This window comes from Falsihalocynthiibacter sp. SS001 (assembly GCF_042445055.1).
GTDB lineage: Bacteria > Pseudomonadota > Alphaproteobacteria > Rhodobacterales > Rhodobacteraceae > Falsihalocynthiibacter.
In genome coordinates this window covers 1,312,891-1,330,758 of record NZ_CP170339.1, presented here as the reverse complement: position 1 = coordinate 1,330,758, position 17,868 = coordinate 1,312,891, and the positions used below count along the sequence as shown (strand labels likewise).

Annotated in this window: 16 protein-coding genes; 9 read left to right on the top strand and 7 right to left on the bottom strand. The window is 54.7% G+C overall.

Features of this window, described 5'->3' with window-relative positions; all coding sequences use genetic code 11:
- The first annotated feature begins 11 nt into the window (after positions 1 to 11).
- Entirely contained in the window at positions 12 to 1,286 is a 1,275-nt protein-coding gene (gene rhaI, locus ACFE33_RS06480; RefSeq protein ID WP_380058250.1) for an L-rhamnose catabolism isomerase, read from the top strand.
- A 100-nt stretch (positions 1,287 to 1,386) separates the two neighbouring features.
- Here rhaI and ACFE33_RS06475 read toward each other — a convergent pair whose 3' ends face one another.
- Positions 1,387 to 2,301 (bottom strand): LysR substrate-binding domain-containing protein, encoded by a 915-nt coding sequence (locus ACFE33_RS06475; protein ID WP_380058248.1) that lies wholly within the window; start codon positions 2,299 to 2,301, stop codon positions 1,387 to 1,389.
- Positions 2,302 to 2,424: 123 nt separating this feature from the next.
- Between ACFE33_RS06475 and katG the strand changes: the two genes are divergently transcribed.
- Positions 2,425 to 4,617, top strand: coding sequence for a catalase/peroxidase HPI (gene katG, locus ACFE33_RS06470; RefSeq protein ID WP_380058246.1), 2,193 nt, complete (start codon positions 2,425 to 2,427; stop codon positions 4,615 to 4,617).
- Between the two features lie 40 nt (positions 4,618 to 4,657).
- Here katG and kduI read toward each other — a convergent pair whose 3' ends face one another.
- Genes kduI through uxaC form a run of 3 tightly spaced genes read right to left on the bottom strand, consistent with a single transcriptional unit; the run spans position 4,658 to position 7,244 of the window.
- Positions 4,658 to 5,482 carry a 5-dehydro-4-deoxy-D-glucuronate isomerase gene (kduI, locus tag ACFE33_RS06465; RefSeq protein WP_380058244.1) on the bottom strand — a complete coding sequence of 275 codons (825 nt, stop codon included), beginning with the start codon at positions 5,480 to 5,482 and terminating at the stop codon, positions 4,658 to 4,660.
- 12 nt (positions 5,483 to 5,494) lie between these two features.
- Positions 5,495 to 5,806, bottom strand: coding sequence for a cupin domain-containing protein (locus ACFE33_RS06460; protein WP_380058242.1), 312 nt, complete (start codon positions 5,804 to 5,806; stop codon positions 5,495 to 5,497).
- A 31-nt stretch (positions 5,807 to 5,837) separates the two neighbouring features.
- Entirely contained in the window at positions 5,838 to 7,244 is a 1,407-nt protein-coding gene (gene uxaC, locus ACFE33_RS06455) for a glucuronate isomerase (protein WP_380058240.1), read from the bottom strand.
- A gap of 82 nt (positions 7,245 to 7,326) precedes the next feature.
- Between uxaC and ACFE33_RS06450 the strand changes: the two genes are divergently transcribed.
- Positions 7,327 to 8,016: a GntR family transcriptional regulator gene (locus ACFE33_RS06450; RefSeq protein WP_380058238.1), complete on the top strand. Its 690-nt coding sequence runs from the start codon at positions 7,327 to 7,329 to the stop codon at positions 8,014 to 8,016.
- A 97-nt stretch (positions 8,017 to 8,113) separates the two neighbouring features.
- On the top strand, positions 8,114 to 8,530 hold the full coding sequence (locus tag ACFE33_RS06445; protein ID WP_380058236.1) for a VOC family protein: 417 nt from the start codon (positions 8,114 to 8,116) through the stop codon (positions 8,528 to 8,530).
- Between the two features lie 44 nt (positions 8,531 to 8,574).
- Here ACFE33_RS06445 and putA read toward each other — a convergent pair whose 3' ends face one another.
- A complete protein-coding gene (gene putA / locus ACFE33_RS06440; protein ID WP_380058234.1) occupies positions 8,575 to 11,982 on the bottom strand; it encodes a bifunctional proline dehydrogenase/L-glutamate gamma-semialdehyde dehydrogenase PutA in 3,408 nt (1,135 codons plus the stop codon).
- A gap of 117 nt (positions 11,983 to 12,099) precedes the next feature.
- Here putA and ACFE33_RS06435 point away from each other — a divergent pair, with 117 nt between their 5' ends.
- On the top strand, positions 12,100 to 12,564 hold the full coding sequence (locus ACFE33_RS06435) for an Lrp/AsnC family transcriptional regulator (protein WP_380058232.1): 465 nt from the start codon (positions 12,100 to 12,102) through the stop codon (positions 12,562 to 12,564).
- 112 nt (positions 12,565 to 12,676) lie between these two features.
- Entirely contained in the window at positions 12,677 to 13,120 is a 444-nt protein-coding gene (gene aroQ, locus ACFE33_RS06430) for a type II 3-dehydroquinate dehydratase (RefSeq protein WP_380058231.1), read from the top strand.
- On the opposite strand, the gene ACFE33_RS06425 is transcribed toward aroQ, so the two are convergent.
- Complete coding sequence (locus ACFE33_RS06425) at positions 13,107 to 13,784, bottom strand: GntR family transcriptional regulator (RefSeq protein WP_380058229.1); 678 nt, start codon at positions 13,782 to 13,784, stop codon at positions 13,107 to 13,109. The two genes, aroQ and ACFE33_RS06425, sit on opposite strands and share 14 nt — an antisense overlap.
- Before the next feature lie 265 nt (positions 13,785 to 14,049).
- On the opposite strand from ACFE33_RS06425, the gene ACFE33_RS06420 reads away from it, so the two are divergent.
- The 3 genes from ACFE33_RS06420 (at position 14,050) to ACFE33_RS06410 (ending at position 16,942) form a co-directional block, all read left to right on the top strand.
- Positions 14,050 to 15,057 (top strand): TRAP transporter substrate-binding protein, encoded by a 1,008-nt coding sequence (locus tag ACFE33_RS06420; protein WP_380058227.1) that lies wholly within the window; start codon positions 14,050 to 14,052, stop codon positions 15,055 to 15,057.
- Between the two features lie 92 nt (positions 15,058 to 15,149).
- Positions 15,150 to 15,662 carry a TRAP transporter small permease gene (locus tag ACFE33_RS06415; RefSeq protein ID WP_380058225.1) on the top strand — a complete coding sequence of 171 codons (513 nt, stop codon included), beginning with the start codon at positions 15,150 to 15,152 and terminating at the stop codon, positions 15,660 to 15,662.
- A complete protein-coding gene (locus ACFE33_RS06410; protein ID WP_380058223.1) occupies positions 15,659 to 16,942 on the top strand; it encodes a TRAP transporter large permease in 1,284 nt (427 codons plus the stop codon). The genes ACFE33_RS06415 and ACFE33_RS06410 overlap by 4 nt, the downstream gene beginning before the upstream one ends.
- Positions 16,943 to 17,028: 86 nt before the next feature.
- Here ACFE33_RS06410 and ACFE33_RS06405 read toward each other — a convergent pair whose 3' ends face one another.
- Entirely contained in the window at positions 17,029 to 17,781 is a 753-nt protein-coding gene (locus tag ACFE33_RS06405) for an SDR family oxidoreductase (RefSeq protein ID WP_380058221.1), read from the bottom strand.
- Between the last annotated feature and the right edge of the window lie 87 nt (positions 17,782 to 17,868).

Genomic DNA, 17,868 nt, shown 5'->3' with positions numbered 1-17,868 from the left:
GAGGATCGTTCATGATCTCAGCAGATACAATCGCGCAGAACAACGCGACGGAACAAGAGAAACTACGCGCCGACTATGATGCACTAGGAGAGCACCTCTCGCGCCGCGGCATTGATATTGAGGGTATCAAGGCACGCGTTGCGCGCTATGGCATTGCGGTCCCAAGTTGGGGCGTGGGCACGGGCGGAACGCGTTTTGCTCGTTTTCCCGGAATTGGCGAACCACGGCATATCTTTGACAAGATGGACGATTGCGGTGTCATTCAGGCCCTTACCCGCGCCACTCCGAGCGTTTCGCTTCATATTCCATGGGACAAACAAAGCCCCGAGGACCTAAACGCAAAGGCCCAAGAAGTGGGCCTCACGTTTGATGCGATGAACTCAAACACGTTTCAGGATCAAGAGGACCAAACGCACAGCTATAAGTATGGGTCGCTCTCTCATGTTGATGCCGCGACGCGTACTCAGGCGATTGAGCATAACCTTGAATGTATCGAGCTTGGCCAGAAAATCGGCTCCAAGGCGCTGACGATCTGGGTCGGCGATGGCTCGAACTTCCCCGGTCAAAGCAATTTCGCCAAGCAGTTCGATCGCTACCTCGACTCTGCGCGCACGATTTACTCAAAGATTCCGGGCGACTGGAAGCTCCTGACCGAGCACAAGATCTTCGAACCCGCTTTTTACTCAACGGTGGTTCAGGACTGGGGCACCAACTATATGATCGCCAAAGAGTTGGGCGACAAAGCGCAGTGTTTGGTGGACCTCGGTCATCACGCGCCGAACGTAAACATCGAGATGATCGTTTCGCGCCTCATCCAGTTCGGCAAGCTCGGTGGCTTTCACTTCAACGATAGCAAGTACGGCGACGATGATTTGGACACGGCCTCTATTGATCCGTATCGCTTGTTCCTTGTGTTCAACGAATTGGTCGAGGCTGAAGGTGTCGAAGGGTTTGATCCGATGCATATGCTCGATCAAAGCCACAACGTGACCGACCCAATCGAGAGCCTTATGCAAAGCGCGATGGAAGTGCAGCGCGCCTATGCTCAAGCGTTGATCGTGGATCGCGACGCGCTTGCGGGATATCAGGACACGAACGATGCACTTATGGCGTCAAATACGCTCAAGGCGGGGTTCCGTACAGATGTAGAGCCGATCCTTGCAATGGCGCGTCTTGAAAACGGTGGTGCGATTGATCCAATCGCCACCTATCGCGCCTCGGGATATCGCGCCAAAGTTGGCGAGGAACGCCCAAAGGTCAGTGGCCTTGGTGGTGGGATCGTCTGATACGAAATGCAGGCGGCCACATCTTTGATGGGCCAATGGCCGCCGCATAAACCAAAGCGGCCCCGTTAACGCGGGCCGCTTTGTCATTACGCGTTACTGCTCAAACAACCGCGCGCCTTTCACGAAGCAAGTTCGCCGCGTTACGAACCACTTCGGACACATCCACCAACTGTTTTTCCAGCGGGCTGGATTTACGCCAAACCATCCCGATGCGCCTTGTCGGTTGCGGCTCTGGGAAGCGCGTTACTGAGACGGGGGCCGAGCGCGCGTCTACGTCCACAGCCATTTCTGGAATAAGCGTCACGCCAAGGCCGCTTCCGACCATCTGTACCAGCGTGGACAGCGAACTGCCCTCAAGCATCTCGCGCGGTTTTCCTGACTGGAAATTACAGAAAGAGAGCGCCTGATCGCGGAAACAATGTCCCTCTTCAAGCAATAGCAGCCGCATTTCCCGAAGCGCTTTGCGATCTGGGATGGGTTCATTGGCATCATGGCGTGGCCGAACGAGCATAAACTCCTCTTCAATTAGCTCCACTTCAGTCAGCGAAGATTCCGAAACAGGCAGGGCGGCAATCGCCAAATCCAAGCGACCGTCATTTAACCCTTGGATAAGGTTAGGCGTCACTGTTTCGCGAACTTGCACGTCAAGGTCAGGATACTCGCGCGCCAGACTCCGAATGATCAAAGGAAGCAAATAGGGCGCAACCGTAGGGATAATCCCGATGCGCAAGCGCCCGACGAGCTTTTCACGGGACGCGCGCGCCAAATCCGCAAGATCATCAACCGACCTTAGAATCGTGCTAACACGTAAAGCGAACTCATGCCCAAACCCCGTCAGCTGCACCTGCCGCGCCTGACGTTCGAACAACGCAATTCCGAGAGACTCTTCCAGCTCTTTGATCTGCATGGATAATGCTGGCTGCGAGATAGAACAGGCCTGCGCGGCTCGTCCGAAATGGCCAAATTCCGCCAGTGCTTCGAAATAGCGAAGTTGTCTGATTGTAAAATGTATCATAATCTCAGCCTATTCTTTCGATCAGAAATTGCAATTTTTACTTACTCTTTGACTGCGCTAATCTACTCACAAGACAAATTGGAAATGGCCGCGCCATCCAAAATATTATCATAGGAGACGAAAATGGACGGAAACGACACTTCATCCGCAGGGAAATGCCCCTTCCCACATGGCGCCGCGCGCTTGGGCGAGCGCTCCAATCGGGATTGGTGGCCGAACCAGCTCAACCTGAACATTCTTCACCAGCAATCGCAGAAATCTTCGCCGATGGCGAAGTCGTTCGACTATGCCAAGGAATTTGCAAAGCTGGACCTCAAGGCCCTGAAACAAGACCTGTACGACCTTATGACTGACAGTCAGGACTGGTGGCCAGCAGATTACGGGCACTATGGCCCGATGTTCATTCGCATGGCATGGCACAGCGCGGGAACATATCGTACCGCTGACGGTCGCGGTGGTAGCTCGACAGGATCGCAACGCTTTGCCCCGCTCAATAGCTGGCCAGATAACGTGAATCTCGACAAGGCACGTCGCCTCTTGTGGCCCATCAAACAAAAATACGGCAACCAGATTTCATGGGCGGATTTGTTTATCCTCACAGGAAACTGCGCGATTGAGTCTATGGGCGGCAAGACATTCGGCTTTGCTGGTGGACGCGAGGATATCTGGGAGCCAGAGCAAGACATCTATTGGGGTGCCGAGGCCGAGTGGCTTGGTGACAAACGCTATAGTGGTGATCGCGAATTGGAAAAACCACTCGCTGCGGTTCAAATGGGGCTTATTTACGTAAACCCTGAGGGACCAAACGGTGAGCCAGATGTACTCGCATCCGGTCGCGACATCCGCGAGACATTTGCGCGTATGGCGATGAATGACGAGGAAACCGTGGCGCTTGTTGCGGGTGGGCACACCTTTGGTAAGGCGCACGGCGCTGGACCGGACTCCCATGTTGGACCAGAGCCAGAAGCCGCAGGCATCGCCGACATGGGACTTGGCTGGATCAGCTCTTACAAGAGCGGCAAAGGCGGCGACCAAATCGGTAGCGGAATCGAAGGCGCATGGACAGCAAACCCGACGCAATGGGATAACGGCTTCTTCGATCTACTGTTTGGATATGAGTGGGAACTGGTGAAAAGCCCCGCAGGCGCGTGGCAATGGGCCCCTGTTGATCCAAAACCAGAGAGCCTTGCCCCTGCAGCAGAGGACGCAAACAAGCGCGTCAAAACAATGATGACGACCGCCGACATGGCGCTTCGGATGGACCCGATTTATGGCCCGATCTCAAAGCGTTTCCATGAGAACCCCGAAGAGTTCGCGGATGCCTTTGCGCGCGCTTGGTACAAGCTAACACACCGCGATATGGGACCGCGTCATCGGTACTTGGGCGAAGACGTTCCGTCAGAAAAACTAATCTGGCAGGACCCTATTCCAGAGGTTGATCATCCGCTGGTGGATGATGGTGACATCCAAGCGCTCAAGGCTAAAATCCTCGGTTCTGATTTGACCGTTGCGGAGCTTGTTTCGACTGCTTGGGCTTCGGCCTCAACATACCGTGACTCGGACAAACGCGGGGGCGCAAACGGCGCGCGCATCCGTCTGGCGCCGCAGAAGGATTGGAAAGTAAATCAGCCTGAAATGCTTCAGAAGGTTCTGAAGACACTCGAAGGTATTCAATCCGAGTTCAACGCCTCTGCTTCGGGCGGCACGAAAGTATCGCTTGCCGACCTTATCGTTCTGGGCGGAGCTGCCGCGATCGAGAAAGCAGCAGAGGATGGTGGCCACACGATCACAGTGCCCTTCACTGCTGGCCGTATGGATGCGACGGCAGAAGATACCGACGCAGAAGCATTTGAGCCGCTTGAACCACTCGCGGATGGTTTCCGTAACTATTCCAAAGGGAAGTTCTCGACTTCTGCCGAAGAGATGCTGGTTGATAAGGCACAGCTTCTGACGCTGACAGCGCCAGAGATGACTGTGCTGCTCGGAGGAATGAGGAGCTTGGGTGCGAACTACCAAGGCACATCGCATGGAGTTCTAACCAACCGCGCAGGTGCCCTAACCACTGATTTCTTTACGAATATTCTGGATATGGGTGTCGAGTGGAGTGCAGCGGACGAGGACGAAACCATCTTCGAAGGCCGCGATCGCGCAACTGGCAAAGTCAAATGGACGGGTACACGTGTTGATTTGATCTTTGGGTCGAACTCGCAGCTTCGCGCACTTGCCGAGGTATATGCCCAGTCAGACGCACAAGATAAGTTCGTAGAGGACTTCGTTGCCGTCTGGACCAAGATCATGAATGCAGATCTTGCCTAATGAGTTGGGCGCGGCATTCAACTGCCGCGCCCGCTTTCAACTAACGTAGGACGTCCATCGGAACCATATCCATATCGGTAAAGTCCACGTTGTCGCCTGCCATCGCCCAACAGAACGTATAAGAGCCAGTTCCAGCGCCCGAGTGGATAGACCACGGCGGCGAAATCACAGCCTCTTCGTTTGCCATGATGATGTGGCGCGTTTGGGTCGGCTCGCCCATAAAGTGGAAAACGCGCTGATCCTTATCCAGATCAAAGTATAGATATGCCTCCATACGACGATCATGAACGTGCGAAGGCATTGTGTTCCAAACGGACCCCGCTTTGAATTGGGTATACCCCATCAACAACTGACAGCTCTGACACACGTCAGGGTGCAGCAATTGAATAATCACGCGCTCGTTTGCTTGCTCGGCAGAACCAAGCTCAACGCGCTTGGCGTCGGCTTCGCGGATGAGCTTTGTCGGGTAGGTCTGATGCGCAGGTGCCGAGAGGATATAGAACCGCCCTGCCCCAGAGAATTCCACAGCGCCGCTGCCCATGCCCACATAGAGCACTTCACCGCGCGCAATTTCATATGTCTCGCCCGCAACTTTGATAGTGCCTGAATCGCCAATGTTTAGAACGCCAAGTTCGCGACGCTCTAGGAAATTCTTGGTGCCCGTTTCTGGAACATGATCAAGCGTCAGCGTTCCTTTGCCCGGTACGGCACTTCCGAGCAGTAGGCGATCATAATGGCTGTAAACCAGTTTGATCTCGCCTTCGGCGAAAAGGTCGCCTACGTGGAAATGTGCGCGCAACTCCTCTGTATCAAGTGTTTTGGCAGTTGCGGGATCAATCGCATAGCGCGTTTGAGCATCAGTCATTTATGTGTCCTTTCAGAGAAAATCATCGCGACGTGGAGTAAAAGTATCGACAAGGCGCCCTGCTTCGACACAGCGGCAGCCATGTTCAGCATTAGACGGCACAACAAGGCTATCGCCTACGCCGACTTCGATATCCTTGCCCGCAACGTTGAATACGAAACGTCCGGATTCAACATATGTCGCCTGTAGATGCGGGTGGTGATGGGCCGCGCCGATCGCGCCCTGTTCAAAATCAACGGCAACCACCATCATCTCGGGGTTCTCGGCGAGTACTTGGCGTTGGATGCCTGTGTCAGCCTGAACTTTCGGGTAAGTATTTGTCATGTTTGTCCTTCTTGAGTGAATGCGGTGTGTTTCAAAGACGATAGGCCTGTTTCGCGAGACGGTAAGTCAGATCAATCGCAACTTCGCTTGCTTCCGCCATATTGAGCCGTCCTGTCGAAACAAGCGTCGCGAGGTACGCACAATCGGATCGCCGCGCGACATCGTGGCGCGCAGGAATAGAGCAGAACGCACGAGTGTCATCATTGAACCCTGCTGTGTTGTAGAACCCACAGGTTTCCGTCGTTGCCTCGCGGAAGCGACGGATACCTTCGTTGCTATCAAAGAACCACCACGGCGGCCCGAGCTTCAGCGAAGGATACGCGCCAGCAAGCGGTGCAAGCTCTCGCCCATAAGTAGATTCATCCAGTGTAAAGAGAATAACCGCCAGCGACGGTTCCATTCCGACCGCGTCCAGCATCGGCTTTAGCGCCTTTACATATTCAGTTTGCGTCGGAATATCGAACCCTTTGTCGCGCCCGAACCCATCGAAAACCGGCTTGGAATGATTGCGGTAAGACCCCGGATGGATTTGCATAACCAAACCGTCCTCCACACTCATGCGCGCCATCTCTGTGAGCATATGGCCACGGAAAGCGTCTGCTTCTTGCGGGGTGCAATTGCCCGCGAGCGCCTTCTCAAACAACTCCGCCGCTTGTGATTTGGAAAAGTTCTCGGTGCGGGCGGTGGCGTGGCCGTGGTCACTCGCAGTTGCGCCATGCTCCATAAAGAAAGCGCGGCGCGCGCGGTGCGCATTCAGATACCCTTCCCAAGAGGTCGTGTCCTCACCAGTGAGTTCTCCAAATGCGGCGACATTCTCGGCAAACCCCTCAAACTCTGGGTCAACCACGGAATCTGGCCGATATGTTGTTACGACGCGGCCATTCCAGTCGCTGCCGGCAATCATTTTGTGCCACTTCAGATCGTCGAGCGCACTTTCGGTTGTTGAAAGAACCTCAATGTTGAAGCGCTCAAATAGTGCCCGAGGCCGAAAAGCTTCATCGGCAAGTTTGCTGTCGATGTGGTCATAATAGGCGTCCGCGTTATCCGCAGTTAGTCGCTCTGTAAGCCCGAACACATGCTCGAACGAGTGATCGAGCCACATGGCCGAGGGAGTACCGCGGAACAGGTGGAAATTCTCGGCAAAGCGGCGCCAGATTTTGCGCGGATCTTGTTCAACTGGCGCTCCATCGGCGCTCGGCACGCCAAGATCGGCCATTGACACGCCCTGCGACACCAACATGCGGAACACATAGTGATCAGGGACAACAATTAGCTGCGCCGGATCAGGAAAACGTTCATTTTCAGCGAACCACCGAGGATCACAATGCCCGTGAGGGCTTATGATCGGCAAATCGGCAATCGTTTCATACAACTCTCGTGCAATCTTTCTCACGCTCGATTCGGCGGGGAAAAGGCGGTTTTCATCGTTAATTGTCATGGTGGCACCAATTTCGATTGCGATACGTCTAGCAAACTAATATGCTAGTATGCACCACCCGTCAAATAGAACGAGCACCGCAATGCCCCTACCGGCCTCTTTTGCACAATTCGAGACAACCACAACGACCGATCAGGCCTTTAAGGTGATCAAATCCGCGGTGATCCGCTTGGAACTCCTTCCTGGGTCGAAAATCTCGGAGGCCGAAGTCGCCAAGAACCTAGGCATTTCGCGCCAACCCGTGAGAGATGCGTTCTATCGCCTGTCCGAGCTTGGGTTTCTCAATATTCGCCCCCAAAAAGCCACGACGGTAACGCTGATTTCAGAACAGGCACTCCTTGATGCGCGATTTAACCGAACCGCGCTTGAGGTCGAATGCCTTCGTGAAGCGATGCGCAAGATGACCGCCACGGATATGGATGCGCTTAAAACATTAGTTGCCGAACAAAGCGACGCGATAAAGGTGAATAACCAGCTCTTGTTTCATGAACTGGACGATCAGCTTCATAAAACCATTGCCGAGATTGCGGGGCACCCCAATGCGTGGTGTCTAGTTAAGAACCAGAAGGTCCATCTTGATCGTGTGCGGTACATGACGCTCAGCAAGCGCGCAGAGATTGCCCATCAGGAACACGTGCAAATCGTTGAAAGCATTTGCAACCGAGATTTAGCCCAAGCCGAAGAGCGCCTGCGCGCGCATTTGTATTCGGTTGTGCGCCTTGTTGAAGATGTGCGAAAGGCCCATCCAGAGTATTTCGACGACGCGCAATAATTAGAATTGCGTTGCGTTTCCATGTATACTGATCGCGCCCCAATTTGCGGAAGGCGCAGGTCTGCTGGCCTCCTTTATTGTATTGAAAGGACAGAATATGGAACCGACGATTTATCTTTTTTTCAACGGAAATTGCCTCGAAGCGATGAAGCACTATGCCGAAACTCTTAACGGCGAAGTCGGCGGCATATTCCTGAACAAAGACGCTCCGGACGCGAACAACCGAATGGACGGCGGCGATGATCTTGTGATGAATATGGCAATCAAGCTGGGCAGCGCGACGGTAATGGCGTCAGATATGCCCGAGGGCCGCGAAACCGCGCAGCAGGGTTTCTCTATCTCCATCGCCCCAGATTCACTGGCGGAATTTGACCGTATTTTCGAAGCGCTTTCTAAGGATGCAAAGGCGATTCATATGCCGCCAGAAGAAACATTCTGGGCCGAGCGTTTCACCACTTTCACGGATCGTTTTGGAACGCCATGGATGCTAAACTTCGTGGGATCAAAGGGATAGCCAGTGGATACCTCCCCGCGCCAAAGGACGCGGGGAGAACTCCTTTATCCAGCAAGTAGCGCCGCATTGCCGCCCGCTGCAGTCGTATCGACACAAAGGTGACGCTCATGCGCAACGTGGGCCAGATCAGGCATGCTGCAAATCAACGGAAGGATCGCCCCCTCGCGTGAAGCGAGCATCTGAGCATAGCGACGCGCCTGTTCGGCATCGCCCCACCAAAGCGCGCCAGAGAATCCTTCAAGGGTCGAAAGCAGACTCTCGGAAACAAGACCAGTTACAACTAAGGCCTGCCCGCCGAGCGCCTCGACGGCGGCACGTTGCTCTTGGGCAGCTTGCTCACTCGGCCCAAGGCAGAGGAACGGAGCGCGCGTGTGAAGCGACAGACGATTCAACTCCCCTGTCGGGCCATTCATCAATTGCTCACTGATTTTCTGTTCTTCATGCGAAGCCAGAGCTGACTTGATCTTCGCCATATCCGCAGAGCCATCCCAATCTCCCGCAACCTCGGGAGTGCTCTCAGGCACGAAGAAGCGCGAAACATATTGCGGCCCGCCGGCCTTTGGCCCCGTACCCGAAAGCCCTTCGCCGCCGAACGGTTGGGAGCCGACAATCGCCCCGATCTGGTTGCGGTTTACATAGATGTTCCCCGCGTGGACCGTCTCGGTGATTTCCTGAACGCGGTTATCGATGCGGGTATGAAGCCCAAACGTCAGGCCAAACCCGCGCCCGTTGATATCAGCGACGACTTTCTCAATTTCGCTCGCCTTGTAGGTTGCCACGTGAAGGACTGGCCCAAAGATTTCGCGATCAAGATCGTTAATTCCAGACACCTTGATAAGTGTCGGCGCAATGAATGTTCCCTCGCCTGGTGCTTTGATGGTGTGCAGGACGTTGGCTTGATTGGCCTCGACATAGCCCGCGATTTCCGACTGCGCGGCTGCGTCGATGACGGGTCCGACATCTGTGCGAAGAAGCCACGGATCACCAACCGAGAGCTGATCCATCGCGCCCTTGATCATCTCGATCACATGTGCCGCGCTGTCCTCTTGGATATACAAGCACCGCAGCGCAGAACATCGCTGCCCCGCAGACTGGAAGGACGACGCAACGATATCGCGCACAGCTTGCTCTGCGAGGGCGGTACTATCGACGATCATTGCATTCAGACCGCCAGTTTCCGCAATGAACGGCGTTCCAGGGGCAAGGTTATCCGCCATCGTACGCGCGATGCGCTGCGCGGTATCCGTTGAGCCAGTAAAGACAACGCCCTTGACCCGTGGATCAGAAGTGATTGCCGCGCCAACCGTGGAACCACGACCAGTAAGCAATTGCAGCGCGGATTTCGGCACACCCGCCTCATGCAGCAACTCAACCGCCTTGAACGCCACGAGCGGAGATTGATCCGCAGGTTTACACGCTACCGCGTTCCCCGCCATGAGAGCAGCGGTGATTTGACCAGTAAAGATCGCGAGAGGGAAGTTCCACGGGCTGATTGCGGCGATAATGCCGCGTGCTGCGCGGGTATCTTCGCTCCCCTGCATCGCGTAATAGCGCAGAAAATCGACCGCTTCGCGCAATTCACCAACCGCATCGGCAAGCGTTTTGCCCGCCTCCTTGGTCAGAATACCAAAGAACGCGCCGTAGTTTTCCTCAAAAAGGTCCGCCGCGCGCAGCAGCACTTCGGCCCGTTCACTCGCCGGTACATCCCAAACGAGCGCGTCATCCAATGCGTTAGCAACGGTTGCTTCGTCCGCCTCAAGAACTTCGCCAACTTTCTGACCATTCGCAGGGTTGGTAACGTCCTTTGATTTGCCAGAGGGCGTGCGCACGGTTAGCGGGTGCGCATTATCAATCGCAACGGAACGTGCGGCCTCAATGCTGGCCAACTCTCCCTCATCAAAGATATCCCAACCGCGAGAGTTCTTGCGCGCCGCGCCAAACAAATCCGCCGGGTGTACGAGCCCAGTAGGCGGTGTCGCGGTTGCCAAGCCGTCGAAGGGATCGCGCGCGATGTCCTCTGGCGTGACGCTTTCGTCCACGATCTGGTGCACAAACGAAGAGTTCGCGCCATTCTCAAGTAACCGCCGAACGAGATAGGCCAACAAATCGCGGTGCGCCCCGACAGGAGCGTAAATGCGGCAATGTCCTTTGGTTTCTTTCAAGACGATATCATGCAGACGCTCGCCCATGCCATGCAAGCGCTGGAATTCAAACGGACGCCCGTCCGCCAACTCAAGAACCGCCGCCACTGTATGCGCGTTATGTGTCGCGAACTGTGGGAAAAGGCGATCTCCGAGGCCCAGAAGTTTCTTGGCCAAACAGATATAAGCAACGTCAGTCGCCGTTTTGGAGGTGTAGAGGCTAAAGTCCGGCATGCCCTCTACTTGGGCGAGCTTCATCTCTGTGTCCCAGTAGGCACCCTTCACCAAACGAATGTTGATCTTACGATCAAAACGCGTCGCCATTTCATAGAGATCATCAATCGCCGCTCCCGCGCGTTTGCCATAGGCCTGAACAACAACGCCAAATCCGTCCCACCCCGCGAGCGAAGCATCGCCAAGGACGGCCTCGATCACCTTGAACGAAATTACCAAACGGTCTTGCTCCTCCGCATCAATGTGAAGCGCGATCCCTGCTTCCTTTGCCTGCTGCGCAAGCCGCAGGACGACTGGTACAAGCTCTGACATTACGCGCTCTTCTTGGGCGACTTCGTATCGCGGGTGCAGCGCTGAGAGTTTGATCGAAATACCGGGGTTATCGACAATGGCATCCTTAGTAGCGGCGCGTCCGATTGTGGCGATTGCGTTTGCATATTCGCGCGCATAACGGTCGGCATCCGCCTGTGTCATGGCGGCCTCGCCCAGCATATCAAAGGAATAGGTAAAGCCCTGCTGCTCGCGGGATGCACCACGCTTGAGCGCTTCGTCGATCGTTTCGCCAAGCACAAACTGACGGCCCATTTCCTTCATGGCGCGGGAAACAGCGGTGCGTATCACTGGCTCGCCCAGCCGCTTCACGGCGCCGCGAAGGGTCCCCGCAATACCGGGCTGATCGTCATCGAGCACCTTCCCCGTCAGCATGAGCGCCCACGTTGAGGCATTCACCAGCGACGAAGCCGCCGTTCCGATATGTTTGCTCCACTCGGACGGCGCGATTTTGTCCTCAATAAGTGCATCAATCGTGAACTTGTCGGGTACCCGCAGCATGGCTTCGGCCAGACACATCAGCGAAACCCCTTCGCGCGTCGAGAGACCATATTCCGCAAGGAAATGCTCCATCAACGTTGGCTTAGCTTCGGTCCGAATACGTTGCACCAGCGCGGCGGCACGACCGCTAATTTCAGCGTGCGTAGCAGCAGAGATATCCGCTTCTGTAACGAGTTTCTCGAGCAAGGCTGCTTCGGGGGCGAACTTTGCGTCAAAGCCAAGGCGTGGGAACTGAACTTGGGCCATGGGTGATTCCTTTAACTGGCACTATTTTTCCCTTGTGTACCAACATCAGAATAGACAATGCGCCCAAATGGTGAGATATGACTAGAGAATAAGAACAAAAAACACTGGCAAATTAGAATGACAGACAAGCTCGACGCGACCAACAAAAAGATCCTTGAGGCATTGGTTGCGAACGCACGCATCCCGATCACCGAACTTGCTCAGCAGGTCGGCCTTTCCAAGACACCCGTGGCACTCCGTATCAAGCAGATGGAGGAAATGGGCCTTATCAAAGGGTACCGCGCGATCCTGTCGCCGATCAAGCTTGGCCTGACGCATGTGACCTATGTCGAAGTCAAAATGACGGATACACGACAACAGGCCCTCGAAGCGTTTAATGCCGCTGTTCGCCTCATTCCAGAGATTGAAGAGTGTTACATGACCGCCGGAGGGTTTGATTACCAAATCAAGATCCGCTCACGTGATATGGCGCATTTCCGCAAGATCATGGCCGATAAAATCTCTGATCTGCCCTATGTGCGCTCGACCACAAGCTTTGTCGCCATGGAAGCAATCATCGATCAAAGCTGGGTCGCGCTGTAGCGACGATTAATTCGACACACATCGCCAGAATGAAACGCCCCGCCCTGCGCGCAACTTGTTTTATACATTTCGCGAGCATAGAACCGAGAGGCGCAAAAACAAAGGCATCGACATGACACAACGCGTTTCAATCCTGAACGGCCCGAACCTGAACCTTCTCGGGCAACGCCAGCCCGAAATCTACGGGTACGACACACTTCAGGATGTGGCGCGCAAATGTGCAGACCTTGCCGCGCTGTTCGGCTTTGAAACAACTCTCGAGCAATCCAACTACGAAGGACAGCTCGTCGACTGGGTTCACGAAGCGCGGGAAAACGCGGCGGGGATTATCATCAATCCAGCCGCGCTGACACATACTTCGGTTGCGCTCTTGGACGCACTGCACACCTTTGAGGGGCCCGTGCTTGAGGTCCACATCTCCAACGTTCACAAACGCGAGTCATTTCGGCATCACTCGTATGTTTCGCTTAGGGCTGATGGAGTGATCGCCGGTTTCGGCGTCGAAGGATATGAGCTTGCGGTCCGGCGTATGGCGACGCTGCTTAAATCCGACTGATCTGAATCCGCTTCAGCAATTCAACCAAGAGATTACCGGCGTGCTTGCGGTGCGCATGGTGAATTTTTGCGGCGCCGTCGGCATCCCCACGCTTGATAGCATCGTATAGTTCGCGGTGATCCTCGTTGGATTTCGTCGGAAGCGGACGCATATGCAGCGTCATCGTGCGTGCGCGATGGATTTGATCCCCCATCATCGACACAATAGACGTCACGCGACTATTGCCTCCCAAGCGTAGAAGCTCCTGATGGAAGCGCTCGTCTGCGTCGCTCCATTTCTCGCGGTCTTCGGCCTTAAGTGCATCATCCATATCCTCAATCGCGCGCAGCAATCCGGACAGCTCATTCGCCGAATAATTTGCCTCGGCAGCATTGCGCGCCGCGAGACTCTCAAGCTCTGTGAGGACGTCGTAAATCTCGCGCATGTCCGAAACCGAAAGCGACAAGATACGCACACCTTTACGTGGGCGCACCTCAAGAAGCCCTTGCGCCTCCAGCATCAAGGCCGCCTCTCTTACTGGGGTCCGAGAAAGGTTCAAGCGCTCCGCAAGTTCACTTTCCAAATGGTCCGTTCCTGAAGCAAGCTCCCCCGAGAGGATCATCTCGCGGAGTTTATCAACGGCTCTTAGGGCATTGGATCTTGGCTTGCTCTGGGCTCCGACCATCTATGTACTCCACTTTATCATCGGGCCTTGGCCCCGTTGTTAGAACTCTAGCGGAAAAACCGCGAAGGCCACAATATGACAGTGCGGCTAAGTATCCATACAATATCAATATATTTTAGGAATAAGCGACGCACTTTAATGGGTACGATTTTAGAAAAGAAATCCCATTATGTCCAATTCAATTTTGTTGACAGGTAATTTTTTAATGTATACGTAAATTGTGTGACGTCGTATTTTACGGCGGTAAAGACTATTGGGAGGTACAATGGAACGAAGAAATATTTTGAAATCGTTGACGGTAGCCGCGCTTGCGCTCACGGTCAGCGGAACATCCGCGATGGCCGAGACAGTTCTCCGTTTCAGCCACACCGACAACCCCGGCGGTTCGCGCGATCAGGCGGCCAACCTTTTCGCAGAGAAAGTCGCTGAGTACACAGAGGGCCGTTATAGCGTACGCGTTTACCCCGCTGGACAGCTCGCGAATGACCCAAAAGCGATTGAGCAACTTCAGCTTGGCGGCGTTGATTTCACTGTGTCCGCGACGGGCTCCTATGCGACGCACCTCCCCTCTCTTAACTTGACTGCAATGCCGTTCCTTGTGGACAGCTTTGAGCAAGGTTGGGAGCTTTATGACAAATCGGAATGGCTTCAGGGCGAGTTCGACAAGCTCCCTGAAAAAGGCTTCCGCGTTCTGTCTACTTGGGAAGCAGGTTTCCGCAGCTTTACGACGTCGATGGAGCTAAACTCTCCCGCCGATGCCGAGGGCAAGAAAATGCGGGTATATCCCAACGACATGATCCGCTGGACCATGGAAGCAATCGGGTTCCAGACAGTTGTTATGCCGATCACAGACGTCTACCTCGCGATCCAGCAAGGTACTGTAAACGGTCAAGAAAACCCCGTCGACACAATCAATTCTCTTCGCTTCTATGAGGTTGCTCCATTCATCACGCTGACGCGCCACGTCTACAGCCCGCTACCCCTCACAGTTGCGGAGAAAACTTGGCAGGGCTTCTCGGATGCAGACAAAGAAGCGATCTCTAAAGCAGCAGCAGAATCCGCAGCATTCAGCCGCGATCTCGTGAAGAGTTCCGTAAACTCGCAACTTGAAGCGATGGAAGCCGCTGGCGCAACGGTAAGCGTTCCTGAAATCGGCCCATTCCGCGATGCGGTTGCTTCGGTTTATGATAAGGCCCGCGGTGTTTACGGCGAAGAAGTCGACAAACTCCTCGCCGATGCAGAGAATATCCGCACAGCAATGCCAATCAACTAACTACACCGCCCCGAGCGTTATGCGCTCGGGGCACATGAACCCGCCTAGAGAGGCCAGTCATGCCGCTTGCGGGCCAAGTTTAAGAGATTACCATGGACTATCGACCCTTCTACCCGCCGGCGTTGCGCTGGCTCTCGCGTTTGATCGACATAAGTTTAGCGGTAGGAGGCATAGCAATTCTCGTGCTTGTTTTCGGGAATGCCGCACTCCGCGGCGGCGCTGGATTTGACCTTGCATGGTCGCTCGAGGTGACCGCCTTTCTCCTTCTTTGGACGACATTCCTTGGCTGCGCAGCAGCAGTTGCGCGCGGCGCCCACATGCGCGTCACCGAGGTAACCGAGGCGCTGATGGGGCAAAAAACGCAGGACGTTCTGACACTCATCATCAATATCGCGGTCGCTGTGCTTATGCTCACTCTGATCTGGACTGGCTGGAGCATTGCCGAGCACACATGGGCGCAACGCACAACGGTTCTCTACTGGCCTGTTGGTTTGCTCTATGCGTCGATGCCGGTCGGGATACTCCTCTCTCTGATTTTTCACCTTTATAACAGCCTGTTGATTGCAACGGGACGTGCACACTCAAGCGAAGAGACTCCGTTATGATTTTGCTATTTGTTGTTGCGGTTTTTCTGCTTACGATTTTTCTTGGCGTACCGTTGGTTTGGGCGATCCTGATTACATCGGTTCTTCCGATCTTCGTGTTTGACCTCGGCTACCCACTTCAGGCGCTCTATCTGAACTTTATCGGCGGGGTGGAGCCTAACCACTTCCTCGCTATTCCGCTGTTTATTGTCGCGGGCGAATTGATGAGCCGCGGGGGCGTTGGCCAGCGGATCATCGAATTCTCGCGAGCACTTCTTGGGTTTATGCCCGGCGGTCTCGGGATGGTCGTTGTGGGCGCGTCGATGATTTTTGGCGGCATCTCTGGCTCTGCGATTGCAGATAGTGCTGCAATTGGCACCGTTATGATCCGCAATATGGCGCGCCAAGGTTATACGCGCGCATTTGCGGCGGGCCTTGTTGCGGCGGCGGGTACAATCGGGATCATCATTCCACCTTCTATTCCGATGCTGATCTACGGTTTTGTCGGCAACGTTTCAGTAGCCGAGCTATTCCTTGCGGGCACGGTTCCGGGCCTAATGTTCGGTCTGTTTTTCATGGTTGTTTGCTATCGTGTCGGCAAGTCTTCGGGGTGTGATGCGGGCGGCCATTATGTCGGCTGGGGGCCCCTCTGGAAGTCCTTTATCGGCACCCTTCCCGCGCTATTCATGCCAGTCTTGATCCTCGGCGGTATTTTCTCTGGCTTTGTCACACCGACCGAGGCTGCAGCGCTCGCCGTAGTTTATGGTCTGTTTGTTACGATGTTCATCTATCGTGATTTCAAGATCAGCGGCCTCCCGAGCCTTATGATCGACGCCTTCGTAACTTCGGCGGTTGTCATGGTGGTCATCGGCGCGACGTCCGTTCTTGGCTGGCTGATTACGCTTGAGCAAATGCCGCAGATATTGGTGTCCTTCGTGCAGGAGCTATCGTCCAGCCCATGGGTATTCCTGTTGCTCGTGAATATCGTGATGCTGGTCCTTGGCCTTGTTCTGGACCCGGTACCTGCGATCCTTCTGACTGCGCCGCTCTTCCTGCCGACCGCGCAATCCTTTGGCGTTGATCCTGTCCATTTGGGCGTGATCCTGACGTGTAACGTTGCGATCGGTCTGTTCACACCACCAGTTGGCGCGACACTCTATGTGGCATCAAGAATTTCGGGAGTGGGCGTTCTCAAGATCGCGCGGGCAATGGCGCCGCTCTATATCATGGCGCTTATCGCCTTGGCGCTCGTGACTTATGTTCCTGCGATCTCCATGTCACTTGTCTATGCGTTCCGTTAGGCGGCGAGCTCCGTGGGCCAACAAGTAAGCCACCTGACCTAACGCTAGAACCTCGGCGAGCTGTGAAATGCTCGCCGAGTTTTTTATTAGATCGTGATGCCGCCATCGACCTGAACGCACTGCCCCGTAATGAACGAAGCATCATCTGAGGCAAGGAAAGAGCAGATAGCTGCGATATCCTCAGGTATCCCGAGCCGACCAGATGGCTGACGATCTAAGAAGTATTTCTCAGCAGCCTCAAGACTCCCGAGTTGCTCTGACAACTCGGCCATACGACCGCGCAAACTTGGGCTATCGACGGTTCCGGGGCAGACGGCATTGCAACGAACCTTGAACGGCAAGTAATCCGCAGCCATTGCCTTGGTCAGTCCGATAACGCCTCCTTTGGCCGCGCCATAGGCTGCACGTTTCGGGTAGCCCTTGATCGAACTTGCCACAGAGGCAATCGTCATGATGCTACCGCCGCTTCCCTTCATATGCGGGATCGCCGCCTTGAGGACATAGTACGCGCTATCCATCGTGATGTCGAAAGAACGGCGCCAATCTTCTGGACTGCAATCCTCGATCGTTCCTTGATGAACATAGCCTACCCCATGCACCAGAATATCGATCCGCTCGAACGCCTCGAAGTACGCGGCCACCGCATCGCCATCGGTTGCATCAAGCCCTCGCTTGTCTACGCCATCTAGATCACTCAGCAGGTCTGCGTTCAAATCGCTGGCAAAAACTTCCGCGCCATCGTCACGCAAACGCTCTGCGACTGCACGTCCAATTCCTTGCCCTGCCGCCGTGACAACAGCCGTTTTTCCAACAAGCGAGCGTGGATGAGGTTTTGTCATGGTTTATCCTTAAATCTAAAACGAAATTTCAGCCTTCAAAGCCTGGTGCATCCAAACGACGCCAAGCAATCCAGCAGTATCTATTTT

Excerpts from the sequence above, each read along its gene's own strand:
- rhaI (WP_380058250.1), top strand. The coding sequence starts at position 12 with ATGATCTCAGCAGATACAATCGCGCAGAACAACGCGACGGAACAAGAG.
- ACFE33_RS06475 (WP_380058248.1), bottom strand. The coding sequence starts at position 2,301 with ATGATACATTTTACAATCAGACAACTTCGCTATTTCGAAGCACTGGCG.
- katG (WP_380058246.1), top strand. The coding sequence starts at position 2,425 with ATGGACGGAAACGACACTTCATCCGCAGGGAAATGCCCCTTCCCACAT.
- kduI (WP_380058244.1), bottom strand. The coding sequence starts at position 5,482 with ATGACTGATGCTCAAACGCGCTATGCGATTGATCCCGCAACTGCCAAA.
- ACFE33_RS06460 (WP_380058242.1), bottom strand. The coding sequence starts at position 5,806 with ATGACAAATACTTACCCGAAAGTTCAGGCTGACACAGGCATCCAACGC.
- uxaC (WP_380058240.1), bottom strand. The coding sequence starts at position 7,244 with ATGACAATTAACGATGAAAACCGCCTTTTCCCCGCCGAATCGAGCGTG.
- ACFE33_RS06450 (WP_380058238.1), top strand. The coding sequence starts at position 7,327 with ATGCCCCTACCGGCCTCTTTTGCACAATTCGAGACAACCACAACGACC.
- ACFE33_RS06445 (WP_380058236.1), top strand. The coding sequence starts at position 8,114 with ATGGAACCGACGATTTATCTTTTTTTCAACGGAAATTGCCTCGAAGCG.
- putA (WP_380058234.1), bottom strand. The coding sequence starts at position 11,982 with ATGGCCCAAGTTCAGTTCCCACGCCTTGGCTTTGACGCAAAGTTCGCC.
- ACFE33_RS06435 (WP_380058232.1), top strand. The coding sequence starts at position 12,100 with ATGACAGACAAGCTCGACGCGACCAACAAAAAGATCCTTGAGGCATTG.
- aroQ (WP_380058231.1), top strand. The coding sequence starts at position 12,677 with ATGACACAACGCGTTTCAATCCTGAACGGCCCGAACCTGAACCTTCTC.
- ACFE33_RS06425 (WP_380058229.1), bottom strand. The coding sequence starts at position 13,784 with ATGGTCGGAGCCCAGAGCAAGCCAAGATCCAATGCCCTAAGAGCCGTT.
- ACFE33_RS06420 (WP_380058227.1), top strand. The coding sequence starts at position 14,050 with ATGGAACGAAGAAATATTTTGAAATCGTTGACGGTAGCCGCGCTTGCG.
- ACFE33_RS06415 (WP_380058225.1), top strand. The coding sequence starts at position 15,150 with ATGGACTATCGACCCTTCTACCCGCCGGCGTTGCGCTGGCTCTCGCGT.
- ACFE33_RS06410 (WP_380058223.1), top strand. The coding sequence starts at position 15,659 with ATGATTTTGCTATTTGTTGTTGCGGTTTTTCTGCTTACGATTTTTCTT.
- ACFE33_RS06405 (WP_380058221.1), bottom strand. The coding sequence starts at position 17,781 with ATGACAAAACCTCATCCACGCTCGCTTGTTGGAAAAACGGCTGTTGTC.